Source organism: Shouchella patagoniensis (genome assembly GCF_002019705.1).
Classification (GTDB): domain Bacteria; phylum Bacillota; class Bacilli; order Bacillales; family Bacillaceae_D; genus Shouchella; species Shouchella patagoniensis.
Genome location: NZ_KV917377.1, coordinates 2,923,684 through 2,949,405, shown reverse-complemented (window position 1 = coordinate 2,949,405; position 25,722 = coordinate 2,923,684). Strand labels below are relative to the sequence as shown.

Annotated in this window: 37 protein-coding genes and 2 pseudogenes; 3 read left to right on the top strand and 36 right to left on the bottom strand. The window is 40.4% G+C overall.

The window, feature by feature from the left end; translation table 11 throughout:
- Positions 1-58 precede the first annotated feature (58 nt).
- The 3 genes from glcT to BK584_RS15530 form a co-directional block, all read right to left on the bottom strand.
- Positions 59-898 carry a glucose PTS transporter transcription antiterminator GlcT gene (glcT, locus tag BK584_RS15540; RefSeq protein ID WP_078393419.1) on the bottom strand — a complete coding sequence of 280 codons (840 nt, stop codon included), beginning with the start codon at positions 896-898 and terminating at the stop codon, positions 59-61.
- Between the two features lie 78 nt (positions 899-976).
- Positions 977-1,708, bottom strand: coding sequence for an N-acetylmuramoyl-L-alanine amidase CwlD (gene cwlD, locus BK584_RS15535; RefSeq protein WP_245808875.1), 732 nt, complete (start codon positions 1,706-1,708; stop codon positions 977-979).
- Positions 1,709-1,765: 57 nt separating this feature from the next.
- The gene (locus BK584_RS15530; protein WP_078393418.1) at positions 1,766-2,197 is read right to left on the bottom strand and encodes a DUF2521 family protein; all 432 of its coding nucleotides are present in this window, start codon (positions 2,195-2,197) and stop codon (positions 1,766-1,768) included.
- 527 nt (positions 2,198-2,724) lie between these two features.
- Here BK584_RS15530 and BK584_RS15525 point away from each other — a divergent pair.
- Both BK584_RS15525 and BK584_RS15520 read left to right on the top strand, forming a co-directional pair.
- Positions 2,725-2,904, top strand: coding sequence for a hypothetical protein (locus BK584_RS15525; protein WP_078393417.1), 180 nt, complete (start codon positions 2,725-2,727; stop codon positions 2,902-2,904).
- Positions 2,905-3,071: 167 nt separating this feature from the next.
- Positions 3,072-3,341, top strand: coding sequence for a hypothetical protein (locus tag BK584_RS15520; protein WP_078393416.1), 270 nt, complete (start codon positions 3,072-3,074; stop codon positions 3,339-3,341).
- Between the two features lie 1,644 nt (positions 3,342-4,985).
- Here BK584_RS15520 and rpsI (BK584_RS24205) read toward each other — a convergent pair.
- The 5 genes and pseudogenes from rpsI (BK584_RS24205) to BK584_RS15490 all read right to left on the bottom strand — a co-directional run.
- Positions 4,986-5,063, bottom strand: a pseudogene (rpsI, locus tag BK584_RS24205) (30S ribosomal protein S9); the annotation flags it as partial.
- Positions 5,064-5,349: 286 nt separating this feature from the next.
- On the bottom strand, positions 5,350-6,795 hold the full coding sequence (gene cap4, locus BK584_RS15505) for a CD-NTase-associated endodeoxyribonuclease Cap4 (RefSeq protein WP_078393413.1): 1,446 nt from the start codon (positions 6,793-6,795) through the stop codon (positions 5,350-5,352).
- Positions 6,796-7,269, bottom strand: a complete 474-nt coding sequence (locus BK584_RS15500; RefSeq protein WP_218970344.1) for a Mov34/MPN/PAD-1 family protein — start codon at positions 7,267-7,269, stop codon at positions 6,796-6,798. It lies immediately after the preceding gene.
- Complete coding sequence (locus BK584_RS15495) at positions 7,262-8,971, bottom strand: ThiF family adenylyltransferase (RefSeq protein ID WP_078393411.1); 1,710 nt, start codon at positions 8,969-8,971, stop codon at positions 7,262-7,264. The genes BK584_RS15500 and BK584_RS15495 overlap by 8 nt, the downstream gene beginning before the upstream one ends.
- On the bottom strand, positions 8,971-9,966 hold the full coding sequence (locus BK584_RS15490) for an SMODS domain-containing nucleotidyltransferase (protein ID WP_218970343.1): 996 nt from the start codon (positions 9,964-9,966) through the stop codon (positions 8,971-8,973). The genes BK584_RS15495 and BK584_RS15490 overlap by 1 nt, the downstream gene beginning before the upstream one ends.
- 568 nt (positions 9,967-10,534) lie before the next feature.
- Here BK584_RS15490 and BK584_RS15485 point away from each other — a divergent pair.
- Positions 10,535-10,708, top strand: a pseudogene (locus BK584_RS15485) (tyrosine-type recombinase/integrase); the annotation flags it as partial.
- A gap of 99 nt (positions 10,709-10,807) precedes the next feature.
- Here BK584_RS15485 and rpsI (BK584_RS15480) read toward each other — a convergent pair.
- The 28 genes from rpsI (BK584_RS15480) to rplP form a co-directional block, all read right to left on the bottom strand.
- On the bottom strand, positions 10,808-11,200 hold the full coding sequence (rpsI, locus tag BK584_RS15480; RefSeq protein WP_054705001.1) for a 30S ribosomal protein S9: 393 nt from the start codon (positions 11,198-11,200) through the stop codon (positions 10,808-10,810).
- 20 nt (positions 11,201-11,220) lie between these two features.
- The gene (gene rplM / locus BK584_RS15475; RefSeq protein WP_054704998.1) at positions 11,221-11,658 is read right to left on the bottom strand and encodes a 50S ribosomal protein L13; all 438 of its coding nucleotides are present in this window, start codon (positions 11,656-11,658) and stop codon (positions 11,221-11,223) included.
- Between the two features lie 212 nt (positions 11,659-11,870).
- Positions 11,871-12,635, bottom strand: coding sequence for a tRNA pseudouridine(38-40) synthase TruA (truA, locus tag BK584_RS15470; protein WP_078393409.1), 765 nt, complete (start codon positions 12,633-12,635; stop codon positions 11,871-11,873).
- 12 nt (positions 12,636-12,647) lie between these two features.
- The gene (locus tag BK584_RS15465; protein ID WP_078393408.1) at positions 12,648-13,436 is read right to left on the bottom strand and encodes an energy-coupling factor transporter transmembrane component T family protein; all 789 of its coding nucleotides are present in this window, start codon (positions 13,434-13,436) and stop codon (positions 12,648-12,650) included.
- Positions 13,429-14,283 (bottom strand): energy-coupling factor transporter ATPase, encoded by an 855-nt coding sequence (locus BK584_RS15460; protein ID WP_078393407.1) that lies wholly within the window; start codon positions 14,281-14,283, stop codon positions 13,429-13,431. The genes BK584_RS15465 and BK584_RS15460 overlap by 8 nt, the downstream gene beginning before the upstream one ends.
- Complete coding sequence (locus tag BK584_RS15455; RefSeq protein ID WP_078393406.1) at positions 14,259-15,071, bottom strand: ATP-binding cassette domain-containing protein; 813 nt, start codon at positions 15,069-15,071, stop codon at positions 14,259-14,261. Before BK584_RS15455 ends, BK584_RS15460 begins: the two co-directional genes overlap by 25 nt.
- 101 nt (positions 15,072-15,172) lie before the next feature.
- Positions 15,173-15,535, bottom strand: a complete 363-nt coding sequence (rplQ, locus tag BK584_RS15450) for a 50S ribosomal protein L17 (protein WP_078393405.1) — start codon at positions 15,533-15,535, stop codon at positions 15,173-15,175.
- A 33-nt stretch (positions 15,536-15,568) separates the two neighbouring features.
- Positions 15,569-16,513: a DNA-directed RNA polymerase subunit alpha gene (locus tag BK584_RS15445; RefSeq protein ID WP_054704984.1), complete on the bottom strand. Its 945-nt coding sequence runs from the start codon at positions 16,511-16,513 to the stop codon at positions 15,569-15,571.
- A gap of 172 nt (positions 16,514-16,685) precedes the next feature.
- Positions 16,686-17,078: a 30S ribosomal protein S11 gene (gene rpsK, locus BK584_RS15440; protein WP_035441578.1), complete on the bottom strand. Its 393-nt coding sequence runs from the start codon at positions 17,076-17,078 to the stop codon at positions 16,686-16,688.
- Between the two features lie 19 nt (positions 17,079-17,097).
- On the bottom strand, positions 17,098-17,463 hold the full coding sequence (gene rpsM / locus BK584_RS15435; RefSeq protein ID WP_054704981.1) for a 30S ribosomal protein S13: 366 nt from the start codon (positions 17,461-17,463) through the stop codon (positions 17,098-17,100).
- Positions 17,464-17,485: 22 nt separating this feature from the next.
- Entirely contained in the window at positions 17,486-17,599 is a 114-nt protein-coding gene (gene rpmJ, locus BK584_RS15430) for a 50S ribosomal protein L36 (RefSeq protein WP_003333770.1), read from the bottom strand.
- Positions 17,600-17,631: 32 nt separating this feature from the next.
- Positions 17,632-17,850 (bottom strand): translation initiation factor IF-1, encoded by a 219-nt coding sequence (gene infA / locus BK584_RS15425; protein WP_035395681.1) that lies wholly within the window; start codon positions 17,848-17,850, stop codon positions 17,632-17,634.
- 73 nt (positions 17,851-17,923) lie between these two features.
- On the bottom strand, positions 17,924-18,670 hold the full coding sequence (gene map, locus BK584_RS15420) for a type I methionyl aminopeptidase (RefSeq protein ID WP_078393404.1): 747 nt from the start codon (positions 18,668-18,670) through the stop codon (positions 17,924-17,926).
- Positions 18,667-19,320, bottom strand: coding sequence for an adenylate kinase (locus BK584_RS15415; RefSeq protein WP_078393403.1), 654 nt, complete (start codon positions 19,318-19,320; stop codon positions 18,667-18,669). Before BK584_RS15415 ends, map begins: the two co-directional genes overlap by 4 nt.
- Positions 19,321-19,384: 64 nt before the next feature.
- Positions 19,385-20,695 (bottom strand): preprotein translocase subunit SecY, encoded by a 1,311-nt coding sequence (gene secY, locus BK584_RS15410; RefSeq protein ID WP_078393402.1) that lies wholly within the window; start codon positions 20,693-20,695, stop codon positions 19,385-19,387.
- Entirely contained in the window at positions 20,695-21,135 is a 441-nt protein-coding gene (rplO, locus tag BK584_RS15405) for a 50S ribosomal protein L15 (protein ID WP_078393401.1), read from the bottom strand. The genes secY and rplO overlap by 1 nt, the downstream gene beginning before the upstream one ends.
- 36 nt (positions 21,136-21,171) lie before the next feature.
- The gene (rpmD, locus tag BK584_RS15400; protein ID WP_035421338.1) at positions 21,172-21,360 is read right to left on the bottom strand and encodes a 50S ribosomal protein L30; all 189 of its coding nucleotides are present in this window, start codon (positions 21,358-21,360) and stop codon (positions 21,172-21,174) included.
- Positions 21,361-21,373: 13 nt separating this feature from the next.
- The gene (rpsE, locus tag BK584_RS15395) at positions 21,374-21,874 is read right to left on the bottom strand and encodes a 30S ribosomal protein S5 (protein ID WP_054704967.1); all 501 of its coding nucleotides are present in this window, start codon (positions 21,872-21,874) and stop codon (positions 21,374-21,376) included.
- Positions 21,875-21,897: 23 nt separating this feature from the next.
- Positions 21,898-22,260: a 50S ribosomal protein L18 gene (rplR, locus tag BK584_RS15390; RefSeq protein WP_054704964.1), complete on the bottom strand. Its 363-nt coding sequence runs from the start codon at positions 22,258-22,260 to the stop codon at positions 21,898-21,900.
- Positions 22,261-22,290: 30 nt separating this feature from the next.
- Positions 22,291-22,827, bottom strand: a complete 537-nt coding sequence (gene rplF, locus BK584_RS15385) for a 50S ribosomal protein L6 (RefSeq protein WP_078393400.1) — start codon at positions 22,825-22,827, stop codon at positions 22,291-22,293.
- A gap of 30 nt (positions 22,828-22,857) precedes the next feature.
- The gene (gene rpsH, locus BK584_RS15380) at positions 22,858-23,256 is read right to left on the bottom strand and encodes a 30S ribosomal protein S8 (protein ID WP_078393399.1); all 399 of its coding nucleotides are present in this window, start codon (positions 23,254-23,256) and stop codon (positions 22,858-22,860) included.
- A gap of 26 nt (positions 23,257-23,282) precedes the next feature.
- A complete protein-coding gene (locus BK584_RS15375) occupies positions 23,283-23,468 on the bottom strand; it encodes a type Z 30S ribosomal protein S14 (RefSeq protein WP_078393398.1) in 186 nt (61 codons plus the stop codon).
- Between the two features lie 27 nt (positions 23,469-23,495).
- A complete protein-coding gene (rplE, locus tag BK584_RS15370) occupies positions 23,496-24,035 on the bottom strand; it encodes a 50S ribosomal protein L5 (protein ID WP_078393397.1) in 540 nt (179 codons plus the stop codon).
- A 28-nt stretch (positions 24,036-24,063) separates the two neighbouring features.
- Positions 24,064-24,372, bottom strand: a complete 309-nt coding sequence (gene rplX / locus BK584_RS15365) for a 50S ribosomal protein L24 (RefSeq protein ID WP_054704952.1) — start codon at positions 24,370-24,372, stop codon at positions 24,064-24,066.
- Positions 24,373-24,414: 42 nt separating this feature from the next.
- Positions 24,415-24,783, bottom strand: a complete 369-nt coding sequence (rplN, locus tag BK584_RS15360; protein ID WP_054704949.1) for a 50S ribosomal protein L14 — start codon at positions 24,781-24,783, stop codon at positions 24,415-24,417.
- A gap of 31 nt (positions 24,784-24,814) precedes the next feature.
- Entirely contained in the window at positions 24,815-25,075 is a 261-nt protein-coding gene (gene rpsQ, locus BK584_RS15355; RefSeq protein ID WP_054704946.1) for a 30S ribosomal protein S17, read from the bottom strand.
- A 17-nt stretch (positions 25,076-25,092) separates the two neighbouring features.
- Positions 25,093-25,296 carry a 50S ribosomal protein L29 gene (gene rpmC, locus BK584_RS15350; RefSeq protein WP_054704943.1) on the bottom strand — a complete coding sequence of 68 codons (204 nt, stop codon included), beginning with the start codon at positions 25,294-25,296 and terminating at the stop codon, positions 25,093-25,095.
- On the bottom strand, positions 25,283-25,720 hold the full coding sequence (gene rplP, locus BK584_RS15345; RefSeq protein ID WP_054704940.1) for a 50S ribosomal protein L16: 438 nt from the start codon (positions 25,718-25,720) through the stop codon (positions 25,283-25,285). Before rplP ends, rpmC begins: the two co-directional genes overlap by 14 nt.
- Positions 25,721-25,722: the final 2 nt, after the last annotated feature.

The following is a 25,722-nucleotide window of genomic DNA, read 5'->3' as shown; positions in this document are numbered from 1 at the left end:
TCGAAAAAATTGGTCCAGTTGTTTTTCCTCATGCCTGATCGAATCAGTTACACGTGATTTATTTGTATTTGCTCTGCACTCTTTGCAGATGCATGGTCAAATACACCGCTTCCGCGTCAAACACAGGTTTACGCAGTACACGCTGCATCACTTTTATGAGCTTCCATGAGAGATTATAGCACATAGGGTACTCTTGTTTCAATAACATTGTAATCGCTTTAGGTTCCTCCACCCGCTCCTCATTATCAACACGTTCAATTGCGAAGCGAAGATGGCGCACAAGCCTCATGTAGTCAATACTCTCTTTGTCGAGAGTGACCTCCATTTGGGTTTCAATCAAACCAACTAGCTCGGACACAAGTTGCGAATGCGCATTGATTCTACCTAAGCTCTTATCTTGCAAAGCACTATGGATATGCAACGCAATAAAACCAGCTTCTTCTTTTGGTAATTCAATGTGAATCCGTTTTTTGATTAAATGAACAATTTCAAGTGCAATCGAGAATTCTTTTGGGTAAAGGACTTTTGTTTCCGCTAAAAAAGGATTCCTAATTTGTAGACCTGAAACAGTCCTCGCTTGTGCAAAGGATAAATGATCCATCAACCCTACATGAATATGTTCATTTAAAGGTAAACCCGTTTTCTTCGAAATAAGCTCAATTGCTTCAATCGTCACGTCCAACAATGATTGTTCAACTTGTGGAAGCAACTTCAAATAGCTTTCTTGTTCTTTCTCATTCTTCATAACAAAGAGTTTTTCTACTTCTGCGGAAGGGACTTCACTTCCCTTCTTTCGATTAAAACCAATCCCTTTGCCAATTAAGATCACTTCTTCACTCGCATGCTCGGCAATCACAACATTGTTATTTAAGACTTTCTCAACTCGGTAATGACTCATTTCTTTATTTATCACTCCAGCATTTTCATTCTTTTATCCTACTGGACAACGCTGCTTAACGCAAATGAAGTTTCTTTATTATTCATACGGGTTGGCTTTTGGTGCTTTTTCTCCAGAAACGTAGCGAAGCATCCCTTCATAAATAGAAGCTGCAACCTTGTCTTGGTAATCCTCTGTTTCAAGCATTGCCGCTTCTTCGGGATTAGACAAGAACCCTGCTTCTACTAAGGCTCCTGGTATCTTCGCTTCTTTTAACAAATAAACATGATGAATTGGTTTTGCGTACCGGTTTGTATTTTCTAAATTCCTCTTTATTTCTTCTTGAATAAACACTGCTAGTTCTTCGTTTTTCTTATCGCTTAAGTGATAAAATGTTTGTGCGCCTCTCCATCGCTCTGAAGGGATCGCATTCATATGGATTGATAAGTATAAGTCTGCTTCTGATTCATTCACAATTTGTGCTCGTTTTCGCAAATCTTCTGCTTTCCGTTGCCTTATTTTAGCCGTATCTCGACTAGCCAAATCTACATCTTCTTCCCTCGTCATGATGACTAAAGCGCCTGCCTCTTGTAAATAATCCCGCAATTTCAGAGCTACTTCAAGTGTAACCGTCTTCTCAAGAATTCCTGATTTCGAGCTCGCTCCCCCATCCATTCCCCCATGTCCTGGATCAAGGACAATTACCTTCCCAGACATCGGCAAATGCCACGTTGATGAGGAATCTTCTAGTATGGCATCATAGCGAATCCAAATAATGACAGAAGCAAGCAACAATCCTCCAATTATAAAACTCCAAGTATGTTGTTTCACATGTTATTCCCCCTTGTCCTCATTTATATATACGTGGACAAGGGAGATATATGATTGTTACTGTAAACGAAGTTTATATGCTTTGCGCGCCTCTAAGTACCCTTTTTCCCACCAGGTACCAAGCAACATATCTATTGCGGTTAAGAGTGACTCCGACGGACTTTCGCCAGTCCAACCCGAGAGCGTATCACAAAGGCTATGAGACAACATTGTCAGCTCTGTATCACAGCGTTTCTTCGAATCAATGGTTGATTCTCCATAAATGCCAAATCGCCCATACTCTGTCCCGAGCAAGAATGCATCGATCGTCATATCAATGCTCTGATCAAGTAAAAATGGATAGGCTTGAAACTGAAACGGCATAAGAGGGCGAACCCATTCTTTTATACTGCGTTCCATCTTTTTTAAATCGATATGACGGAGCATTTTCCGCTCAAAATTCCATTGTTTTTCTCTTCTTTTATCATTAAGTGTTGTGATGACATTCATTGCTATTTCCCCTTTTTAACTTAGTATGAGCGCGAATAATATCGTCATACACCATTAAAAGCAGCAATTAATGACCAAATTGTAAAGTTTTATCATGCATAACACGATCCAACCAATTACGTGCTTTTAAAACATCCTAGCGTTTTTTTGCGTAACAAGATGAACACCTGCATAAAAAACTTCCAAGAAAGCATACTTGGAACACGCTTACATTTTTTAAGAATTCTGGCGCACGACTTCCTGCTAAAAGTTTAAATCACACATAAATCCTTTCGCCCATGGAATACTTCTAACAGAGCCGTATTGTTATAATCAAAATCAACGACAACGATATTCCCGTTTTTCGCCTTATCATTAAAATCGACTCACAATTCACTACCACTATGTATAGAATGATCCTTACATACACTCCCTGCATATAAAGGCTTACCGTTAACAAAGCTTTTGCTCTCTTACCAGTTTGCATAAATACATATTTCATCCTCCCAAGATAATAGAACGTAAACCTGAAATATGGGTGTCATATCATGACAGCTAATCGTTGGCTTGATGCGCTTACCGCGTTTATTGTCGTATCAGCAGGCAGTCTTTTATTAATATTTGCTATTGCAGGCGGAAGCTATAGCCTTGCTGAGAATTGGATTAGACATGCTTCAAACGGATTAGGTTCAGCTTGTTTTCGCATTTATCTTCCCTTTTATGACTAAGAAAAGATATTCAAACCCAAACAAGACTTATTTTCTTCTATCCAACAAATGGAGGCTTCCCATGTATCGTTTTAACAAATGGATTGACAGGTTACGTTTTTCTCATTCCTCCTCTAATGCCACTATAGAAACCAAAACTGAAAATATCCATATTATAGGGGTGCGTTATGAAACGAAGATTAAAAATTATAGCTTTGTTAACTCTAGCGCTATTTGTGTTTAGGCATGTTCAAGACTACATGTATTACTTACGAGGCGAATACAGCACATTTGAAATTCAGTCTCTTTTATTCATTTCAGCTATAATTGTGGCGATCCTAGGGTATCCTTCGAAAACGCTCCAGATGAAACGGATAAACCCAAAGAATGGGATAGAGAAGACTGGGTTGATCCAATTAACGGCAAGAGCCGTATTGTGTGGTCATACCGCCTGGTAAAAATCTCCTGTAAATGTTATTATTAAAAATAAACAAAATATATAAAAGGGTGTTTTAAACTGTGAGAAATGACGTAATCACACAATTTAAGGCGTACATTTTTTCTGGGTACCCAATTTATTTATTACTGTTAGTAACTATAGTTATAGGTTTTTTGACAATCACCTCTGGATGATTACTTTGAGTGGAGCCGTTATATTAATGTTCAGCAATAAAACAGAAATTAAAAGAATTAATTATTTAAACAAACATTTCAAGAATTCTTGATGTCTATTTTAAGAGGTGAGCAAGTGAGAAAGATATATTATTCAGCATTCATCATTTTTCTCTTACTAGGTATAACTAAATTATTGATTAACCCTAACCCATTTATCTATATCCCTTTCTTTGGTTTAGCGGTATGTTATTTACTTCATGGAGTTATGACCAAGCAAAAGACTAAAAATGTAGCTAAAGAATAACCTTACCGCTCAGTTTTTGGATACTAAGCGGCAGAAGCCGTATTGTGTGATCCTATTGCGCGATAAACAGATTTTTCTTATTATTGATATAAGAACCATGTTATGATTAAACAAAATTTGCTTGGAAAGGGTTTATTAAAATGTCCAAACTCCAAGAATCTAAAGTTCATGCAATGGCATCTTTGATTGCAATGTATCCAATACTTATTTTATCCCTTGCTACACTTATTTTTGCCTTACTTAATAGTGAGCTTTGGTTGTTCACTTTCATTGGAACTATATACTTCATTACTTTTAGAAATATCGACCAGATAAGAGAAGCTCACTTGAAAAAACATCTACCGAATTGGTGATGACATAATCATGTCATTTTTTTATTTGACAGTTTATAGATACTAAGCTGCAGGAGCCGCCCTGTAGCCACATTGCGTTTTTTAGGAGGTTGAATGTCTTGAAAAACACTCCTGCCCATAGGGTCTATTTCATTGGGTCCTTTATCAGTTTGGTATTAGCAATAGTAGTGTCTTATATTTTCCACAAACTCGAGCTCAATGGAGGTCCCGCGATCATACTCTTCGGATTTACTGCAATCTCTCATTTCATCATTGGTTTACTTCACTTAAGAAAATACAAGCACAACACCGAGTCAGGGGAGTAGCCCTGGCTTTTCTTATGCACAAAAGAGCAAGCAAACATTTAATCATGGTTGTTCCTCTATTCCTTTAAGCGCTTCTTTCCTTTTGAGGTAACACTAAAGGAAGTCATGTCACGTTCCCATCCGCCATATTTTGTTGCATCACCCTTTCTGTAGAAAGATTGATGCCCTATCTTCGAAATGTTACTTTATCCGGGGATGAGAAAAGGATTAGCGCTCACTTGGCAGGATGAAGAAATGTGTTTGCCAGAAGTTAAAGAGTTATTATCCTACGAGTCCATGGGTTGCACCATACCCATGTATTGTTATTGAATTTGAGCTGGAGCGAACATCAAATATGTACATGAAAGATTAGGTTCCTCTGATATAAACACGATACTTGCCATCTATACTCATGTACTAAAACAAAGAAAAAAACAACAAAAATGTTCTCTTATTCCATGTCTTCGAACTATGTTAGCAAACCGTTTTTTTAGCATAAAAATAGCCTCCAAGCAATGTAGGCTTGAAGGCTGAAATCTTGCTGTATTAACGTTTTGAGAACTGAGGCGCACGACGTGCTGCTTTAAGACCGTATTTTTTACGTTCTTTCAGAGGCGAGTTTCTTCTATATTATATAGAAATTCATAAACCGCTTTAAATCAACGTTTTCCTTTATTTGTATTACATGTGATTTTACGTGATTTCATGAAAAGGGTATTCAAAGGGTATTCAAAAATCTAACCTAAAACAGATACGCTGGCAGGCTATATAAAGGAAATCTTTTTTGAATGAAATAATCATTTGAATTTTAACTATTAGCAGTAATTGAAACCAAATTATGTATTCTCCCGTTTTAGACGATGTTTGTATAACAAATAAAACCGGCTTAATTAGAGTTAGGGTTATAGTATTAAAAAGTGCAAGTAGGCACATATTGTCCTGTATTTATCCATTCATAACACTGGGCTGACGGCATCCCGTTCCACCGGTGACCCAAAAAAAGCACTAAATGAGATGGACCGGCATAAAATAAATGGACTTTCTCTGCTTCCACTTTGGTAGCTGCTGCTTTAATTTCCTTTTTTAATTTTTTCACTACCAGATTAGCCTGCTCTGCAGTAATTATTGGTGATTCTGTATGCAAATGGAGTTTTGAAGAAATGCTATGTCTTTGACCTTCTAAATATACTGCAACTTCATTGGCAATGCTGTCTCTTGTAATACCTATTGTAACAATCAGCTGATTATCCACCCCTTCTTCAAAATCAACTACAAATTCACATTCTGGGGTTTGGTTATTTGGGTGTGTATCCGTTGCCCAAATACCACCTTCTCTTTGCTCTGCTTCAATAGAAAATCCTGATACCGATGAAAATACAGATCCTATTGCCATAGCTGACGATAGTCTGCGATTCCCACTTAAATGAATCCTTTTCGCAGACCTGTTCTTTTCAATCCATTTTTTTGTTTCAACTACATTATTGTACAGCTCTTCTGTCCAAACGGCAGACTCTGGATATTTTCTATCCTTATCACTAAAAAAGGGTTCCCATAAAAAATTTATTTTTCTAGGTTCTTTGGGCAATTTATAAATTTCTGTATGAATATAAATTTTTTGATCAGTTGGTATAGCATCTTCACCAATAACAGAGTGCATAGCTTGCTTTAATTGTTGACGAAACACCGGTTTATTTTTTTGCGACCGAACTACACTATGTAACACATCAAATACTTTTTCTTGTTCACTTCCTCTTAAATCATACACTGGGAGATGTTGGGTAAATTCGTTATTAAACATACCCTTTGCCTTTTCACTGAGTGATCCCCATTTATCCTCAATTGAAACCTTATGGAAAAGAAATTCAGCCATTTCTTCACTTTTGCCTAAGCCTATTACCTTTTCTTTATAATCTTCATAAGAGTTTTCAAACACTCCTGATGTGTGACTGTAAAACGGATAAGGATCGCGCACCCTCCTCAATCCATTTTTCAGAGGATGTAAGGTTTCGGATAACCCTGTACAGGACAGTGTGAACCATCGGTATGTGCCCGGGCTACCTTCGTCCATTTTTTTAAACCGATTGATTTCTTCCCAAAATTCTGTTGGTGTTATCCGGTGGTCCTTAGCTTCAATTGCCTCAATTACTTCTCCTATCTGAGGATCGAAAAATTTTGCTTCAATATCACCTACCGATTCCCAAATTACTGAAGAAAAACCCTCAAAAGATAACCAATGTGGAAGTTTGCACAAAATAAGGTACGCTTGAAAATCGAAACCGGAGGAAGCAATATCACCTCCTGTAGATTCTTTTTCTAACAACGAGGGTGATTGCTTACCATTATTATTTTTCATCATTCACTCTGCCTCCTCTCTTATTAATTCCCCTTGGATCATTGGATTTCCCGGTAAAAAAATTGACACTCTTCCCTCAACTACCCCCTCATTGCATTTAACCAATAAAAGCATAACGAAGTTTGCTCCAACAGTAGGATCGTTCACGATTTGCCACATACTTTCCCTATCCCTTATACTCGGTGTTAACTCGAAGGAGGGATGCGAGTGCCATTCCCCTAAATAATTAAACTTGGTGTAGTTATGTTTTGTTTTATTAAAAAAATCAGTCAAACGATTTTTTAAAGACTGTTGGATGTGTCGAATAAAAGAAACTACAGTCCCGCCTGATCGTTGAATGGTGAAATCACTAATCCGGAATAACCCTTCGCTTACATGTTCCCCTAAAAGCACACCTCCAATTTCCTGTCTTTCGGCTACTATTAACTCCTTCTTTAATTCCTGTTCAATTGCCTTAGGAAGAATAAGCTTAATCATCACTTTTCTCCAGTAAAGATGTAATAAAATCAATAGTTTCATTAAGTTCTTCTTCATTTTCTACTGTTTCTGTTTCATCTGGTAGATGGTTGATATGGATAGGGTATGTATCAAACGGCGCCTCAAATATCCAAGAATTTGATAAACCTATCAAGTACATTGAATAGGGATATATGGATTGGTCAGGTTGTAAGACTGTATCCAACGCAAAACGAGTAAGGTGACCAGCTATTATCGAAACGTCGGCATCTGAAGCTATCATTACTTCTTCTTGCTGGTCTTCTGTTGCATACAAATCAAGGATCTTAAATTCATATTCGGGTAGCTGCATGGTATATCCGTTAAAACCTTTTCTCATCGTCAGTGCATCCGGATCAGCTTTTGGTCGGCTTCTTGCAATTAATCCCCCGATCCCGCCAGCAAAAACCTCTCCCCAAACCATTGGTTTTTCATAGGTAGTCCTAACCGCTGACAAGAAATTAAATGCTCTTGGGTTGGCTGTTGCATCTATGATCAAGTCGCAATTTCCTAACTTGGATAGTACCGTGTTCAATGAAGTTGTTGCTTCTTGACCAGATAAATTAATTTTTGAAACTGCTACATTCACACCAGTAGATATATTCATTAATTGATTTTTTACTGCATCTACTTTATGGGAGGCAACACTTTTCCAATCCAATGTATGGCGAATCATGTTTCCCGGTAAAAAGACATCGTCATCCACTAAGTAGAATTTTCGGGCTCCTGTCCTTGCTAATGATAGTGCAATCTTGCTGCCTAAAGATCCTAAACCGACTATACCGATCCTCTTTTCGTTCAAGCCGACTAAATGGTTGGGCAGCCTCCCTTTTGGCTCTTCCGTTACCAGAGGAATAGAAAACAATTTTTCCTTGTTTGTACCATTCATTAGAACATGAGGGTTGTTTTCATTATCCATTGCGATAATAAGTATTGTATCTGACAAAGAGGTAACAACCTCCAAGTCATAATGCTGTTTCCATTGAGTAATCGTTTTCATGTTCCTGATTTCAGTTGATGATAAGGTGGACTTCAATAATACACCTGTCAATTCATAATTAGACTTGAAATCTTCAGGTAAAGATGTGTTTTTCCAAGCCTTCCCTTCCTTGTGCTCTAGTTCAAGCACATGCAAAATGGCTGTATCTTCATTCCCAAAAACAAAAGTAAATTTTATGTTTCCCATATAGTAATCCTGTAAATTTGATATGAGGTTCAAAAATTCAGGTTCCACATATAACCTGAATGCTTTGTTTCTTAAATTTTGGCCTTCCGTTAAAAAGTGTCTGGAAATGACAAGGTTCTTTTCCACGGTCTCGCCTAAAGGATTTTCCTTATAAATTAACCGGTAGGCACTTTCCAACATATTCGCTCCAGTAACAGATGGATACCAATTATCCGGTCCCCATTCCAGACATAATGAACCATTCTCATACTGGTGAGTCGACCAATGCGCCCCATCCTCCATTGGAGTAACTATTGGCGGTGTGGATGGAAAAAAAGGCGGATAGGTTAACTTCAATTCATAAAAGTTCCCATGGGCTTTTATTTTGGCTATCAATGCTAACCCATTTTCCAAAGTCCACTCTGTTCCCTCCAACCACGTTGCCGTTGATTGCAATTTTTCAATTTCATCCTTTTCTTTGGTTAGACGGCGTGTGTCCAATAAGAACCAAAATTTCATTAAGCAAACCCTCCAGGTTTATTTGGTTTTACAGGGCGGCCGGGAAAAGATAAAGAAGGTTCTGCAGCATTTTTTAACAGGGAAGAAGAGTTAGCAACTTCGGGCGAAGGAAAACGTGGACCGAAAATCTCTCGCCATAATTTAAGCGCCTTTTCTTTATCTGTTTCATTGATTGCTTGCCTTCCTTTTTCCGCATGGGATTTAGCTTTATAATAAAATCCTTCAAACGCATCAAAAGTAATACCGTTCGTGACCGAGTTACCCGGAACACCAGGATCTTCAATGTGAGGCACCAGCCGTAATCCAATATAAAAAGCATACTTTTCTACGATTTTTTCTAAGGTCCCCACAAGTAATTCGTCATACTTCTTTTCGTTATTATCCATACATTCTGCCGCAATACATTCAATTACAAATCCTTTTGGTTTCTTAGCAATAGTAGGATTTTGCCTACGCCACCACTTCATCAACTTAACCAGTGGTTTAAATCGCCCTCCACTATCCGTGTTTACTTCTGTTGTCCATTCCGTATGCTTGGGAGGGTTAGTCTCAACCCATTGCTCTTTCTTGCGATCCGGAATATATAAGTTGCCATCCATTCCATCGGGTGCAATAATCGGCACCACGTCCATATCTACTTTATTTGTTTCAATTCCCACCGATCGGGCTTGTTTCCGAATAGTTGAATATTTAGGCTTTAATGTATCATACAGTAAATCAATGACCTCTTTTTGGTCATCATTTTCTGTATGATTTGTCACAACAATTATGTCTACATCCGGGCGAGAAACCACTCCGTCCTTTATTCTTGGTCTTATAGCCGTGTTTCTTTTATATGAACCAGATAAGAAATCTGTTTCACGGTAATTTTTGAATATCTCATCACCTTTAAGGAACTTCCTGAGGTTTTCATGACCTGTGCTTGCATCACTTTTTGTGTGTTGGCTTGGTTCAATATCGCTTAAAAGCTTCCTGAACTGTGAATGTGCTCCCAAATAAATAACCTCCCCATTTTTTCCATAAGTCTGTACGATTATCATAACACGAACTCACATTCACTTTAAATAATTTGGATGAAAATTCAGTTATTTATGCTAAAAACACCCCTGTATAGTAAAGAACCGAAGAGTTTATATAAAATTTAATGTTAACAATACTACTTTTTATAAGCTTTATTATACGGATGGGGTTCATGAGAACAACATTTCCCATTAGTCACAGAACAAAGGCTACGATGAGTGCCCCTTTTCCAGTAATTTATATCTCGAAATTAAAATATGTTCCTCTGTTCCTGGATTTTTCAAGGACTCTTTTATATGCGCAACACGGATATGTATATTTTTTTTATTTATAGTCTTTCATTATAAAAAAGAGGAACAAAGGAACATAATTCTGTGACACCTTGAGGTGAAGCGATTTGTGTGTTCCTTTTTGGCATGACAAACCACCAGGGACATAGCAGGGACATTTTGGGGAAGTAGGAACAATAATTGTCCCGTTTTAAATTACGAACCGGATACCGTTAATTTGCAACATCCGAAAAATCCATTTAAAAAAGACATTGGTTCACACAAACCACATGCCAGCTTGTTATTTGCAGCTGGAGCATCTATTAAAGATGTACAATCTCAACTCGGTCATACAGATATTAAAACTACGATGGATATTTACACTCATGTGACCGACGAAGCGAAGGAGAAAACAGCAGAAATGTTCCAACAGTACATGAATTTCTAGGAAAGGTATTCAAAGGGTATTCAATTTGTTTTTTTGCAAATTAAAAACCCTCTCTGCTCCAAAGAAGCAAAGAGGGTAAACATTGATATACCAAGTATATTAACGTTTTGAGAACTGAGGCGCACGACGTGCTGCTTTAAGACCGTATTTTTTACGTTCTTTCATACGAGCATCACGAGTAAGGAAGCCTGCAGATTTTAACGTTGGACGGTTTTCAGGATCTACTTGAAGTAGAGCACGAGCAACGCCATGGCGAATTGCGCCCGCTTGTCCTGTGAAGCCGCCTCCGTTTACATTTACGTGAATGTTGTACTGACCAGTTACACCAGTTTCAACAAGTGGTTGTTTTACGATAAGCTTTAGTGTTTCAAGACCAAAATATTCGTCAAGGTCACGGCCGTTAACAACGATTGTGCCATCGCCAGGAACAAGGCGAACACGCGCAACAGAATGCTTACGACGGCCAGTGCCGTAGTATTGTACTTGAGCCATAATCAATTACCTCCCAAAGATTAACCGCGAAGCTCGTAAGCTTCTGGTTGTTGTGCTTGATGATTGTGTTCTGAACCTGCATATACATGAAGCTTCATGCCTTGTTTGCGGCCAAGCGTGTTCTTAGGAAGCATTCCTTTGATCGCTAGCTCAAGCATACGCTCTGGCTTGTTCGCACGCATTTCATGTGCTTTTGTTTCTTTCAATCCACCTGGGTGGTTTGTGTGGCGATAGTAAATTTTATCTTGAAGCTTGTTTCCAGTAAGTTGGATTTTGCTTGCATTCAAAATAATTACGTGATCACCAGTGTCAATATGTGGTGTAAATGTTGGTTTGTGTTTTCCGCGTAGGATTGATGCGACTTCTGAAGAAAGACGGCCAAGCGTTTGACCTTCAGCGTCAACAACATACCATTTACGCTCAACTTCGTTTGGCTTTGCCATATATGTTGTACGCATAGTTAAACCTCCTAATAATAAATCGTTCTTTTATCGTTCTGCATAAAGAATGGCCTTGAAACTGGCTGTTTTTTGTCCATTCTTGTTTGCTTTATTTATGATTTCATTCCGCAACCCGGGGCAGTGGGTCTTTAGAATTACCATCTAATATCATACAATATCTACTCATTAAAGTCAATTCATTTTATAAAAACTCATCCGGGCGTTTCTTTTTATTTATGAACTGCAAATAGATCCGTTTCATAATTCACTTCAAAAAGATACAAACCGTGTGCTGGCGCTGTTTTTCCTGCAGCCCCGCGATCCTTTCCAGCTAAAATTTGTTCCATTTCGATCGCTCGCCTTTTTCCACTTCCAACTTCAATAAGTGTTCCAACAATAATGCGAACCATATTGTATAAGAAGCCATTGCCGCGAATGGAAATTTCGAGTTCGTTTCCAATAGGTTGTACGGCAACGCTTATAATTGTGCGAACCTTATCCTCAACGGATGTATTTGCTGCACAGAAGGCTGAAAAATCATGCGTTCCTAATAAATACTGTGCGGCTGTTTGCATAGCCGGAACGTCTAGAGGCTGCTTTATATGAACTGCTTGATTGCGACGAAACACATCCTGGAATTCCCCACAACTAATATAATACCGATACTCTTTTGCTGTTGTATGGTATCTAGCGTGAAATTCCCCGTCTACTTCGGCAACTCCAGTTACAACAACATCTTCTGGAAGATGTGTATTCAACGCCTGGGGCCATCTCTCTGCGGAAATTGACAGTTCAGAGTCAAATTGAATGATTTGTCCCTTCGCATGAACACCCGCGTCTGTTCTACCGGAAGCAATGATCGGGACGTCTCTTCCCTTGTGTATGGCTTTCAGCCCTTGTTCGACAACTGATTGGACCGTTCTTTTATTAGGTTGAACTTGATACCCACTGAACTCCGTCCCATCGTATGTCAACTTACACGCAAACCTTGCCATCTTGTTCTCTCCTTAAAACCATATAATAAGACCCGCTGTTCCTAAAGCTAATGCAACAGCAAATGTATCTTTTAGTGACCACTTTGACTTTTTCCAAACAGAGCGTGGAACTTTGCTATCATACCCTCTTGCTTCCATCGCCTCGGCTAACTCCTCTGCACGCTTTAATGACCTTACAAACAATGGCACAAGCAATGCACTAAAAGTATATAAACGCTTTGTAAAGCCTTCAGACGATACGCCCCTGGCTTGTTGTGCTCGTCTAATTAAATCAAGTTCGCGTTTTAAAATAGGAATAAACCTCAATGCAATGGACATCATTAAAGCAAGTTCCGCAACAGGAACACCCAGTCTTTTTAATGGTTTTAGCAATGATTCAACTGCTGAAGTAATATGCAAAGGACTTGTAGTAGCAGTCATTAATGTAGCCGCCATAAAAAGCAGCATTGTCCGCCAAACAACCACACCGGCTTCTATGATGCCTTCCATGTACAACGGAAATCCGGCGATACTAAAAGCAACTTTCCCTTCACGTACAGCTAGCACTTGTAACAGAAAAAACAACAATAAAAACAATGCTACCACTTTTAATGAGCGCAATAACATTGGAATTGAAAGCTTACTTAATACCATTAGGCTAAATAAATAAATTGTGCTTATCAGAAGGGATAACCAAGACCCAACTCCAAAAACAGCTAAAGCAAAAATAAATACACTCACAATCTTTGCACGCGCGTCAAGGCGATGTAAAACCGATTTGCCGTGTACATACTGCCCTAAAAGGACAGACTCATTACTCATGGTATTTCCTCAAATAGTTGTCCGCAATCCAAGTAGCCAATTCATCTGTATTCCGCAAAAACGGCCACTCTTCTCCTTTGGACAACTCATTTGCAAACTTCATTGCCTGCGGAAGCTTGATAACTTGATTTTTAATTAATTCAAGGTTCGTAAACACGTTTTCCGGTTTATCAGCAGTTAAAACCGTTCCTTTATGCATGACGATACAATAATCAGCATATTTCACGACATCCTCCATTGAATGTGTAATCATCCATACAGTGACCTGCTTTTTCTTCTGATAATCTAAAAATAGTTGCAGCAACTCGTCTTTTGAAGCCGGATTTAATCCTGCACCAGGCTCATCCAGCACGAGCATCTTTGGCTCTTGTGCCAAAACAGAAGCAATCGCCGTTCGTCTCTGTTGTCCTCCTGATAAATGAAATGGTGACCGGTTGCTCAGGTCTTCTGGGAGACCAACCGCCTGCATAGCCAGAGACACTCGTTCATTTACCTCATGTTCAGAGAGACCAAACATGCGCGGCCCGTAGCCAATTTCTTTCGTCACCGTTTCTTCAAACAATTGATGTTCCGGATACTGAAATAGAAAACCTATATTCTTTCGTAATTTCTGTAGCTTCTTCTTATGAGATGATAATGGCTCTCCACCAACATGCACAGTTCCTTTTTTAGGGAGAAGCAAACCATTAAGATGTTGAATTAGCGTTGATTTGCCAGATCCAGTTTCACCAATGACCGCAACAAACTGATTCGCCTTAACAGACAAGTTCACATCTTTTAATGCGTGTATTTGATCATTACTTGCATTCCCATAAGAATAGCTTACTCCGTTAAAGAATACCTCCATATTGCACCTACTAACCCTTCAATTGAATGGTAGCTATCTTGCTCTAACACAATGCCCCGATTTGCTAACATCTGAGTTAACTCAAATGGAAAGGGGAGAGTCAATCCCAGCTGCTTCACGTACTCTGGTAGAGCAAACAACTCTGAAGGGAGACCATCGAAGATTACACCACCATCTAAGAAACCAATTACTCTATCACAGCTTAGAATTTCTTCTACATCATGAGAAATAGAGATAATCGTTTTTCCTTCTTCATGGATCATATTTAATAACCCATTGACAGCTTCCTTACCTAACGGATCCAACATGGAAGTGACTTCATCTAGCACAAGGATGGAAGGATCCATTACAAGAACTCCTGCAAGAGCAATACGTTGTTTTTGTCCACCAGATAGTTGGCTACTATCTCGCTCAAGCAAATCAACTATTCCTAGTTTCAATGATACCCCTTGAATACGTTTTGTTATTTCATCCCGAGTTCGTTGTCTGTTTTCAAGACCAAACGCAAGATCATCTTCAACGATGCTTGTGACCATTTGATTTTCAGGGTTTTGAAAGACCATTCCAACTTCATGCCGGAGATCTTCATTGTTCATATTTTGAACTGAAATACTCCCTCTTGTTGGTTTGTATAATCCATTTAATAATTTAGCAAATGTGGATTTACCTGAACCATTCTGCCCAACAAGAGCCACACGCTCACCCTTTTTAATTGTCAATGTAACGTCATAAAGGGCGTCGGATTCTGAATGCTCGTAACGAAAATGAACACCTGTACAAGAAAGCATTTGTCGCTCCTCCTGTTTTTACATAACAAAAAAGGGCATAGAGTGAAGAAGCTTCCTGCTCCTGTTATCTCCTGCCCTTAATCGCCACTTACATGAGCTGATTAAACAAACTCAATGATTGCCATTGGTGCACCGTCTCCACGACGAGGACCAACTTTAAGAATGCGTGTATATCCGCCTTGACGCTCTTCAAAACGTGGTGCAAGATCTGCAAAAAGCTTTTGAATTGCATCTTGCCCTGTTTCTTCGTCAGCTGTCTCGTTACGAACAAATGCTGCTGCTTGACGACGTGCGTGAAGATCACCACGTTTGCCTAGAGTCACCATTTTTTCAACGATCGGACGCAATTCTTTTGCTTTCGCTTCTGTCGTTTCGATGCGCTCGTTGATGATTAGGTCAGTTGCCAAATCACGAAGCAACGCTTTGCGCTGTGAGCTCGTACGACCAAGTTTTGCGTATGCCATGCTAATTCCCTCCTTTAAGCCAAAAACGATTCCTTATTCTTCGTTACGAAGCCCGAGACCAAGCTCGCCTAGCTTCTCTTGTACTTCTTCCAAAGACTTACGTCCAAGATTACGTACTTTCATCATGTCTTCTTCTGTTTTATGCGTTAACTCTTGCACCGTATTGATGCCAGCACGTTTCAAACAGTTATAAGAACGAACAGATAAATCAAGCTCTTCGATCGTCATCTCCAAGACTTTCTCTTTCTGATCTTCCTCTTTTTCAACCATGATTTCCGCATTTTGTGCTTGGTCCGTTAAACCTACGAAAATATTTAAGTGCTCCGTAAGGATTTTCGCTCCAAGAGATACTGCTTCTTCGGGGCGAGTGCTTCCATCGGTCCACACATCAAGGGTTAGTTTATCATAGTTTGTGACTTGCCCGACACGTGTATTCTCAACTTGATAGTTGACACGCGCCACCGGTGTATAGATCGAGTCAATCGGAAGAACGCCAATTGGCTGGTCGTCGCTTTTATTGCCATCCGCGAGAATATACCCACGACCACGTTTCGCTTGCAAACGCATGCGGAACGAAGCTCCTTTTGTAAGCGTAGCGATATGAAGATCAGGATTTAACACTTCTACGTCACTATCATGAGTCAAATCTCCAGCTGTGACGATACCGTCACCTTGAACATCAATCTCAAGCGTCTTTTCATCATCAGAATAAATCTTCAAAGCTAGCTTTTTCAGATTCAAAATAATCGTAGTTACATCTTCCACAACGCCTTCAATTGTTGAAAACTCATGCAAGACACCGTCAATTTGAACCGATGAAACTGCAGCACCAGGAAGCGATGATAGAAGAATGCGACGCAAGGAGTTTCCTAGTGTTGTTCCATAACCACGCTCGAGAGGCTCAACGACAAATTTGCCGTATCTTGCATCTTCGCTTACTTCAACCGTCTCAATATTCGGCTTTTCAATTTCAATCATTAAACAAACCCTCCTTCAAAACGTCGAACTCCGGCAAACACAAGGATTGCCCAAAGGGTCTCCTTTTGGACTTCCCATGAGCAATGCCTATTTGTCTTACCTTCATTGTCAAATAGATCTCGTCTTATCCATTATAGACACTAGCAAGAAATCTATACAATGATTGTTTTTCTTAAACTCTGCGACGTTTCGGTGGACGGCAGCCATTGTGTGGTACTGGAGTCACATCTTTAATCATGTTGACTTCAAGACCTACAGCTTGTAAAGAACGGATAGCAGCTTCACGGCCTGCTCCAGGTCCTTTTACAGATACCTCAATGACTTTCATGCCATGCTCCATAGCTGTTTTCGCAGCAGACTCAGCTGCCATTTGCGCAGCAAATGGAGTAGACTTACGAGAACCTTTGAAACCGAGAGCGCCAGCACTTGCCCAAGAAATCGCATTGCCATGCGTATCCGTGATCGTCACGATCGTATTGTTAAAGGTAGAGCGGATGTGAGCCATACCAGTGTCAATATTTTTCTTTTGACGACGCTTTGGACGAGTATTCGTTTTCTTAGCCATGTTATCAATTCCCTCCTAACTATTTTTTCTTGTTCGCTACTGTACGTTTTGGACCTTTACGTGTACGAGCATTGTTTTTAGAGTTTTGACCACGAACTGGCAATCCACGACGGTGGCGAATACCACGGTAACTACCAATTTCGATTAGACGTTTGATATTAAGAGACACTTCACGACGAAGGTCACCTTCTACTTGAAACGCTTCGACAGCTTCACGAATACGACCAAGTTCTTCTTCAGTTAGGTCACGAACGCGAGTGTTTTGGTCAATTCCAGCAGTTTCAAGAATCTTAGCTGCTGTTGATTTACCAATGCCAAATACGTAAGTGAGTGAAATTACAACGCGCTTATCGCGAGGAATGTCCACACCTGCAACACGTGCCATAGGCTTGGCACCTCCTTATAGATTAGCCTTGTTTTTGTTTATGTTTCGGGTTTTCGCAAATTACCATTACATTGCCTTTACGGCGAATAACCTTACATTTTTCGCAAATGGGTTTGACTGATGGTCTTACCTTCATTGTATAAACCTCCTTGTATACGGAGAGTGTTTTTATTTATAACGGTACGTAATTCTTCCACGCGTCAGATCGTAAGGAGAGAGTTCAATAGTTACTTTATCACCAGGTAAAATGCGGATAAAGTGCATACGAATTTTCCCAGATACATGCGCAAGAATTTTATGGCCGTTTTCAAGTTCAACACGAAACATCGCATTTGGCAACGGTTCGATGACCGTACCTTCTACTTCTATAACGTCTTCTTTTGCCATGAATGGAGTTCCTCCCTTCGAGTAGATGCTAGCATAACCTACACTACACAGACAGTCTATCTTACCTGAAAACTTATGCTTTCGTCAAGATCTCATATCCTGAATCTGTAATAGCGATCGTATGCTCAAAGTGTGCACAGTTCTTTTTATCAACCGTAACAACTGTCCAATTATCAGAGAGTGTTTTTACATAACGACTGCCTGCATTAATCATCGGTTCAATCGCAAGTACCATTCCTGGTTTCAACCGTGGCCCTTTACCAGGTGGTCCGTAATGAGGAATTTGAGGATCCTCATGTAAGTCTTGCCCGACACCGTGTCCGACATACTCACGAACAACAGAGTAGCCAAGCGGCTCAATATAGGATTGGATTGCATGCGAGATATCTGAAAGCCGATTACCTGGACGGACTTGTTCTAAACCTTTATAAAGAGACTCTTCAGTTGAATCTAACAGCCGTTGATCCTCTTCAGAGATCGTTCCAACACCGTACGTCCATGCAGAGTCTCCGTGGTAGCCATTGTAATACGCTCCGATATCAAGACTGATGACATCACCATCTTTAAGCACTCGATCTCCAGGTATGCCATGCACCAACTCTTCGTTTACGGAAGCACAGACACTGCCTGTAAAACCACCGTATCCAAGAAAAGAAGGCGTTGCATCGTGAGAACGAATAAACGATTCAGCAAGTGCATCAATTTCTCCAGTTGTAATGCCTGGCTTGATATATGGTTTTAAGTGAGCGTGTGTAAGTGCTACAATCTGCCCAGCTTTTCTCATAACTTCAAGCTCACGTTCTGTTTTAATGACAATCATGCATGCGTCTCCGCGAGTAATGCTTGAATGTCTTTATAAACATCATTAATGTCCCGGTTTCCATCGATGTGCCTCAAGTAGCCTTTTGACTCATAAAAGTCAATTAATGGCTGTGCTTGTTGCTGATTTACTTCAAGACGTGTTTTCACCGTTTCCGGCTTATCATCATCACGCTGGATTAAATCGCTACCATCAACATCGCATTTTCCGTCTACTTTAGGCGGATTATAAATAACGTGGTACGTTTTGCCTGAAGTTGGAGAAACGCGACGGCCAGTCAAGCGCTCAAGAAGCAATTCTTCCGGAACATGAATATTTAATACATAATCAAGTTCACGTCCAAGCGTGGACAAAATTTCTTCAAGTGCTTCTGCTTGTGCAATCGTGCGCGGAAAGCCATCCAATAAGAAACCTTTCACACAATCTTCTTGAGAGAGACGTTCTCTAACGATGCCAATAGTGACTTCATCAGGAACGAGGCTGCCTGCATCCATAAAAGATTTCGCTTTTAAACCAAGCTCTGTCTCATTCTTAATTGCTGAACGAAACATATCACCTGTTGAGATATGCGGAATACCGTAATCTTCAACGATTTGTTCTGCCTGAGTGCCTTTTCCAGCACCGGGCAATCCCATTAAAATTAAGTTCATTTCAATCCCCTTCCTGCAAGTCAGCAAAAGATGAACGGGGGTCCTAGCCCTACCCGTTCTCTTTTTAATTAATAAATCCTTTATACGAACGCTTAATTAATTGTCCTTCAATTTGTTTCATCGTATCTAATGCTACACCAACAATGATTAACAATCCAGTTCCACCAATTTGAACTTGGGGAGGTAGGTCTAGAAGGGCAATAAAGACAACCGGAATTGTTGCAATCGTTGCAAGAAACAACGCTCCAACAAACGTTAACCGGTATAAGATCTTCGTGATAAAAGATTGCGTCGCTTGACCAGGACGTATCCCAGGGATGTACCCGCCTTGCCTTTTCAAGTTATCCGCCATTTTCTCGGGATTAACTTGAACAAACGTATAGAAATAAGTAAAAGCAATGATCAATAACACAAAGAGTGTACCGCCAAACCAGTTACCTGGAACAAAGTTTTCAACAATCCAATTTGCCCAACCGGTGTCTTCCGTTCCCACAAATGATGCAATCGTTGATGGGAAGTAAAACAACGCCGAAGCAAAGATTACTGGAATAACGCCTGCCGCATTAACTTTAATCGGTAAGTGCGTCGATTGTCCTCCGACAGGGCTCTGATTTACTACTCGTTTTGCATACTGCACGGGTATTTTCCTTAATGCTTGTTGTACATAGATAACACCGATAATAATCAATAACACGACAAGTGCTAACAATAATACTGTCACAATGGCTAAGAACAATCCATCGCCCGCTCCTTCAATTTCAGAAACGTATAGAGTGTTTATCATGTTCGGAATACCAGCTGCAATACCCGCAAAGATAATGAGTGAAATTCCGTTTCCGACACCATGTGCAGTAATTTGTTCACCAACCCACATTAGAAACGCTGTACCTGCTGTTAAAACAATAGCAATATATACATACGTTATAGGTGACGGATTCACAATTAAATCCGGACCCGGGCCAGCGTACATTGAGTTAAAACCGATGGACATTGCAATTGCTTGAATAAAACCTAAAACGATCGTTCCATATCGAGTTACCTGTGTTAGCTTTTTTCGACCAGCCTCACCTTGCTTTGCCCATTCTGCAAACTTCGGAACGACATCCAACTGTAAAAGCTGCACAACGATAGAAGCTGTAATATAAGGCATGATCCCCATCGCAAAGATTGAGAAATTACTCAGTGCCCCACCGCCAAACGTATCCAGAAATCCAAATGCGTTTGCCTCACCAAACAGGAGGTCTAATGCCTCACTGTTTGTTCCTGGCACCGGAATAAAAGCTCCAATCCTAAATACGACAAGCATCAAAAGCGTAAAGATGATTTTGCGACGTAAATCTCTCACACGGAAGATGTTGGAGATCGCCTTAAACATTAAACCACCTCGGATTTTCCGCCAGCAGCTTCAATTGCTTTTACTGCAGATGCAGAGAACTTGTGTGCTTTAACAGTCAAGTTTTTTTCTAAGCTGCCATTACCTAACACTTTAATACCATGCTTTACGTTTTTGACTGCTTTAGATTCAATCAAAAGCTCTGGAGTAACTTCTGTTCCAGCTTCAAAACGATTAAGCACATCAAGATTCACAACAGTGAATTCTTTACGGTGAATGTTTGTGAAACCACGTTTCGGTAAACGACGATAAAGTGGGTTTTGACCACCTTCAAAGCCTGGGCGAACACCGCCGCCAGAACGAGCTTTTTGACCTTTATGACCTTTACCAGATGTTTTTCCATTACCAGAACCAATTCCGCGGCCTACACGATTGCGGACTTTGCGTGAACCTTCTGCTGGTTGTAACTCATGAAGTTTCATGCTTACTACACCTCCTCGTTGCTAAAAATCATCTATTTACGCGTCGATTTCGTTAACAGTTACTAAGTGTTTTACTTTGTTAACCATTCCACGAATCGCAACGTTATCTTCTTGTGTCACTGTTTGGTGCATTTTACGCAAACCCAGTGTATTCACTGTCACGCGCTGATCGCTTGGACGGCCAATCAAGCTGCGTGTAAGGGTGATTTCTAATTTCTTCGCCATCGTAATCCCTCCCTTAACCTAACAGTTCTTCTACGGATTTACCACGTAGTTTCGCTACTTCTTCAGCACGTTTAAGGCTAGTTAAGCCGGCTAGAGTAGCACGAACCATGTTGATCGGGTTGCTTGAGCCAAGAGATTTAGAAAGAATGTCGCCAACACCAGCAAGATCAAGTACAGCACGTACAGGACCACCAGCGATAACTCCAGTACCTTCAGAAGCAGGCTTAAGCAATACTCGACCAGCACCAAAACGTCCAACAGTTTGGTGTGGAATCGTTGTATTAACGATTGGTACTTCAATCAAATTTTTCTTTGCATCTTCTACTGCTTTACGGATCGCTTCAGGAACTTCCTGAGCTTTCCCCATTCCAAAGCCGACATGACCGTTTTTATCACCAACAACTACAAGAGCGGCAAAACGGAAGCGACGACCACCTTTAACAACTTTCGCTACACGGTTGATCGTGACGACTTTTTCTTCAAGTTCCAATGTGTTTGGATCGATAGAACGCATAAAAGAGTTTCCCTCCTTCGTTATTAGAATTTAAGGCCAGCTTCGCGAGCTGCATTAGCAAGCTCTGCTACACGGCCATGGTATAGATATCCTCCACGGTCAAACACGATCGTTTCGTGTCCCGCGTCAATTGCACGTTTAGCAACTAACTCACCAACTTGGCGAGCCGCTTCTGTGTTACTTCCGTTCTCAATTTTTAACTCTTTGTCAAGCGTAGAAGCTTGTGCAAGAGTTACGCCATTCACGTCGTCAATAAGTTGAGCGTAAATGTGCTTTGAAGAACGGAACACGTTCAAACGTGGACGCTGCGGCGTACCGCTTAGTGTGCGGCGAACGTGAGCGTGTCTTTTCTTACGGCCTGTATTTTTGTTAGGCTTCGTAATCATGAGACGTCATTCCTTTCTTGTCGAAACTAATTATTTACCAGTTTTACCTTCTTTACGACGCACATACTCGCCTTCATAACGAATCCCTTTACCTTTATAAGGTTCTGGTTTACGTACAGCGCGGATGTTTGAAGCTAGAGCACCAACGCGCTCTTTATTGATTCCTTTTACAATCACTTTCGTGTTTGAAGGAACTTCAATTTCTATACCTTCTTCAGGCGTGATCTCAACTGGGTGAGAGTAACCAACGTTAAGCACAAGCTTATTGCCAGATTTTGAAGCACGGTAACCAACACCGTTCAGTTCAAGCGCGCGTTCAAATCCTTTTGTTACACCTTCAACCATGTTATTAACAAGCGCACGCATTGTCCCATGAAGAGCACGGTGCTCTTTGTGGTCAGATGGGCGTTCGAAAGTAATTTCATTTTCTTCAACGTTTACTTTGATAGCCGGGTGAAGTTCACGGCTTAGTTCGCCTTTTGGCCCCTTTACTGTGCAAAGGTTTCCGTCAAAAGTAACGGTAACGCCATCAGCAATAATTACAGGTTTTTTACCTACGCGAGACATTTATGTCCACCTCCATTCACTTAAAGCTTCTTACCAAACGTAAGCTAATACTTCGCCACCAATTTGTTGTTGACGAGCTTCTTTATCTGTTAAAACACCTTTAGAAGTTGATACAAGCGCAACACCAAGTCCACCAAGTACACGTGGAAGTTCAGTTGATTTTGCGTATACGCGTAATCCTGGTTTAGAAATACGTTTCAAGCCAGTAATAACACGCTCGTTTGATGTACCGTACTTAAGGAAGATACGGATAACACCTTGTTTATTGTCTTCAATGTACTCATAATCACGGATAAAGCCCTCGCGTTTAAGAATATCAGCAATTTCCTTTTTCAACATAGAAGCAGGAAGCTCAAGTTTCTCGTGGCGTACAAGGTTCGCGTTACGAATACGTGTTAGCATATCTGCAATCGGATCAGTCATGACCATTGTTATTTACCTCCTTCCCAATCGTTTTACCAGCTTGCTTTTTTCACACCAGGAATTTGCCCTTTATGAGCAAGTTCTCTGAAGCAAATACGGCAAAGTTTAAATTTGCGCAGCACTGAATGAGGACGGCCGCAACGCTCACAACGTGTATATGCCTGAACATTATACTTAGGTGTGCGTTTTTGCTTTGCAATCATTGATTTTTTTGCCAACGTGTTCCCTCCTCTTCTTTTAAGAGATTATTTTTGGAACGGCATGCCTACTTGAGTAAGTAATTCACGCGCTTCTTCGTCTGTATTAGCAGTTGTAACGATAACGATATCCATACCGCGAACTTTATCAACTTTATCGTAGTCGATCTCCGGGAAAATAAGTTGTTCTTTCACACCAAGCGTGTAGTTCCCACGACCGTCAAATGCTTTCTTTGAAACACCGCGGAAATCGCGCACACGTGGCAATGAAACAGAAACTAATTTATCCAAGAAGTCATACATACGCTCTCCGCGTAATGTAACTTTCGCACCGATTGGTACACCTTCACGAAGTTTGAATCCAGCGATGGATTTCTTCGCTTTTGTGATTAATGGCTTCTGTCCAGTGATTGATTGAAGTTCTTCAACAGCTTTATCCAAAACTTTTGCGTTTTGAACAGCTTCACCAACACCCATGTTAACTACAATCTTTTCGATCTTAGGCACAGCCATAACAGATGAGTAATTAAACTTCTCTGTAAGAGAAGAAACAATCTCACTTTGATATTTCTCTTTTAAACGGTTCATTTATATGGTCCTCCTTTCACGCTACTGACTACTTGATTACTTCGCCAGATTTTTTTGCTACACGTACTTTTTTACCGTCTTCTTCTTTAAAACCAACGCGTGTACGCTCACCCGTCTTAGGGTCAACTAACATAACGTTTGAAGAATGAATTGGTGCTTCTTGGTTCAAGATTCCGCCTTGCGGATTATCTTGCGATGGCTTCGCATGCTTTTTAATCATGTTTACACCTTCAACAAGCACACGGCTTTTTTTCGGGAATGCTTCAAGAATCGTTCCTTGCTTCCCTTTGTCTTTGCCAGCAATGACAACTACTGTATCGCCTTTTTTGACATGCATCGAATTGCACCTCCCTGAGCTTTATATTGATCTCTTTCCTTATTAAAGAACCTCAGGAGCAAGAGATACAATTTTCATGAACTGGTTGTCGCGAAGTTCGCGTGCAACTGGTCCGAAAATACGAGTTCCGCGTGGGCTTTTATCGTCACGAACGATTACCGCTGCGTTTTCGTCAAATTTAATATAAGATCCGTCGCTACGACGAGCACCAGTCTTTGAACGAACGATTACTGCTCTAACAACTTCACCCTTCTTAACAACGCCACCTGGTGTTGCTTGTTTCACCGAACAAACAATTACATCACCGATATTAGCTGTTTTACGTCCAGAGCCACCAAGTACTTTAATGCATAATACTTCACGTGCACCTGAGTTATCAGCAACTTTTAAACGGCTTTCTTGTTGAATCATATAGTTTACCTCCCTTCAAACCAAGGCTTGATTAGATAATGATCGCTTCTTCTACGATCTCTACTAAACGAAAACGTTTATCTTTAGAAAGCGGGCGTGTTTCCATGATACGAACGATATCGCCAACTTTTGCAGTATTCTCTTCATCATGTGCTTTAAATTTCTTAGAATCTTTTACGCGTTTACCATAAAGGCGATCCACTTTGTATGTTTCAACAAGTACAGAAATTGTCTTATCCATTTTATCAGATACGACACGACCTTGGTAAACTTTACGTTGGTTGCGATCCATGCAGCAAACCTCCTTTTTTAGCCGTTGTTAAGTCCAAGCTCACGTTCACGCAATACCGTTTTAGCACGAGCTATGCTTTTACGGACTTCACGAATGCGGACTGGGTTATCTAATTGTCCAGTTGCAAGTTGAAAGCGTAGATTGAAAAGCTCTTCTTTTAGAGATTGCGTCTTTTGTTCGATTTCAGCAGTGGTTAAGTTGCGGATATCAGTTGCTTTCATTTGAGTCACCACCCACTTCTTCACGTTTTACAAATTTACATTTGATTGGTAATTTGTGAGAGGCAAGACGTAGAGCTTCACGGGCAACCTCTTCAGATACTCCGGAAATTTCAAACATAATCTTACCTGGTTTCACTACGGCAACCCATCCTTCAGGTGCACCTTTACCAGAACCCATACGAACTTCTAATGGCTTAGCAGTGTAAGGTTTAGAAGGGAAGATCTTAATCCAAACTTTACCGCCACGCTTCATGTAACGAGTCATTGCAATACGAGCAGATTCGATTTGACGGTTTGTAATCCAAGAAGCTTCTAGAGCTTGCAAACCGTATTCACCAAAGTGAACTTCAGTCCCGCCTTTAGCACGACCACGCATCTTACCGCGATGTTCGCGACGATATTTAACACGTTTAGGCATTAACATGA

Excerpts from the sequence above, each read along its gene's own strand:
- rpsK (WP_035441578.1), bottom strand. The coding sequence starts at position 17,078 with ATGGCTAAGAAAACGAATACTCGTCCAAAGCGTCGTCAAAAGAAAAAT.
- rpsE (WP_054704967.1), bottom strand. The coding sequence starts at position 21,874 with ATGCGTTCTATCGATCCAAACACATTGGAACTTGAAGAAAAAGTCGTC.
- rplR (WP_054704964.1), bottom strand. The coding sequence starts at position 22,260 with ATGATTACGAAGCCTAACAAAAATACAGGCCGTAAGAAAAGACACGCT.
- BK584_RS15465 (WP_078393408.1), bottom strand. The coding sequence starts at position 13,436 with ATGAGTAATGAGTCTGTCCTTTTAGGGCAGTATGTACACGGCAAATCG.
- BK584_RS15530 (WP_078393418.1), bottom strand. The coding sequence starts at position 2,197 with ATGAATGTCATCACAACACTTAATGATAAAAGAAGAGAAAAACAATGG.
- BK584_RS15460 (WP_078393407.1), bottom strand. The coding sequence starts at position 14,283 with ATGGAGGTATTCTTTAACGGAGTAAGCTATTCTTATGGGAATGCAAGT.
- rplM (WP_054704998.1), bottom strand. The coding sequence starts at position 11,658 with ATGCGTACAACATATATGGCAAAGCCAAACGAAGTTGAGCGTAAATGG.
- BK584_RS15415 (WP_078393403.1), bottom strand. The coding sequence starts at position 19,320 with ATGAACTTAATTTTAATGGGATTGCCCGGTGCTGGAAAAGGCACTCAG.
- rpmJ (WP_003333770.1), bottom strand. The coding sequence starts at position 17,599 with ATGAAGGTAAGACCATCAGTCAAACCCATTTGCGAAAAATGTAAGGTT.
- rplO (WP_078393401.1), bottom strand. The coding sequence starts at position 21,135 with ATGAAACTTCATGAGTTACAACCAGCAGAAGGTTCACGCAAAGTCCGC.
- rplQ (WP_078393405.1), bottom strand. The coding sequence starts at position 15,535 with ATGGCATACGCAAAACTTGGTCGTACGAGCTCACAGCGCAAAGCGTTG.
- BK584_RS15455 (WP_078393406.1), bottom strand. The coding sequence starts at position 15,071 with ATGCTTTCTTGTACAGGTGTTCATTTTCGTTACGAGCATTCAGAATCC.
- truA (WP_078393409.1), bottom strand. The coding sequence starts at position 12,635 with ATGGCAAGGTTTGCGTGTAAGTTGACATACGATGGGACGGAGTTCAGT.
- rplE (WP_078393397.1), bottom strand. The coding sequence starts at position 24,035 with ATGAACCGTTTAAAAGAGAAATATCAAAGTGAGATTGTTTCTTCTCTT.
- rpmD (WP_035421338.1), bottom strand. The coding sequence starts at position 21,360 with ATGGCGAAGAAATTAGAAATCACCCTTACACGCAGCTTGATTGGCCGT.
- BK584_RS15500 (WP_218970344.1), bottom strand. The coding sequence starts at position 7,269 with ATGATTAAGCTTATTCTTCCTAAGGCAATTGAACAGGAATTAAAGAAG.
- rplF (WP_078393400.1), bottom strand. The coding sequence starts at position 22,827 with ATGTCTCGCGTAGGTAAAAAACCTGTAATTATTGCTGATGGCGTTACC.
- cap4 (WP_078393413.1), bottom strand. The coding sequence starts at position 6,795 with ATGATGAAAAATAATAATGGTAAGCAATCACCCTCGTTGTTAGAAAAA.
- map (WP_078393404.1), bottom strand. The coding sequence starts at position 18,670 with ATGATTGTCATTAAAACAGAACGTGAGCTTGAAGTTATGAGAAAAGCT.
- glcT (WP_078393419.1), bottom strand. The coding sequence starts at position 898 with ATGAGTCATTACCGAGTTGAGAAAGTCTTAAATAACAATGTTGTGATT.
- BK584_RS15495 (WP_078393411.1), bottom strand. The coding sequence starts at position 8,971 with ATGAAATTTTGGTTCTTATTGGACACACGCCGTCTAACCAAAGAAAAG.
- rpmC (WP_054704943.1), bottom strand. The coding sequence starts at position 25,296 with ATGAAAGCAACTGATATCCGCAACTTAACCACTGCTGAAATCGAACAA.
- rplN (WP_054704949.1), bottom strand. The coding sequence starts at position 24,783 with ATGATTCAACAAGAAAGCCGTTTAAAAGTTGCTGATAACTCAGGTGCA.
- rpsH (WP_078393399.1), bottom strand. The coding sequence starts at position 23,256 with ATGGTCATGACTGATCCGATTGCAGATATGCTAACACGTATTCGTAAC.
- infA (WP_035395681.1), bottom strand. The coding sequence starts at position 17,850 with ATGGCAAAAGAAGACGTTATAGAAGTAGAAGGTACGGTCATCGAACCG.
- secY (WP_078393402.1), bottom strand. The coding sequence starts at position 20,695 with ATGTTTAAGGCGATCTCCAACATCTTCCGTGTGAGAGATTTACGTCGC.
- rpsQ (WP_054704946.1), bottom strand. The coding sequence starts at position 25,075 with ATGGATCGCAACCAACGTAAAGTTTACCAAGGTCGTGTCGTATCTGAT.
- rplX (WP_054704952.1), bottom strand. The coding sequence starts at position 24,372 with ATGCATGTCAAAAAAGGCGATACAGTAGTTGTCATTGCTGGCAAAGAC.
- rpsI (WP_054705001.1), bottom strand. The coding sequence starts at position 11,200 with ATGGCTCAAGTACAATACTACGGCACTGGCCGTCGTAAGCATTCTGTT.
- BK584_RS15445 (WP_054704984.1), bottom strand. The coding sequence starts at position 16,513 with ATGATTGAAATTGAAAAGCCGAATATTGAGACGGTTGAAGTAAGCGAA.
- rplP (WP_054704940.1), bottom strand. The coding sequence starts at position 25,720 with ATGTTAATGCCTAAACGTGTTAAATATCGTCGCGAACATCGCGGTAAG.
- BK584_RS15525 (WP_078393417.1), top strand. The coding sequence starts at position 2,725 with ATGACAGCTAATCGTTGGCTTGATGCGCTTACCGCGTTTATTGTCGTA.
- rpsM (WP_054704981.1), bottom strand. The coding sequence starts at position 17,463 with ATGGCACGTGTTGCAGGTGTGGACATTCCTCGCGATAAGCGCGTTGTA.
- BK584_RS15520 (WP_078393416.1), top strand. The coding sequence starts at position 3,072 with ATGAAACGAAGATTAAAAATTATAGCTTTGTTAACTCTAGCGCTATTT.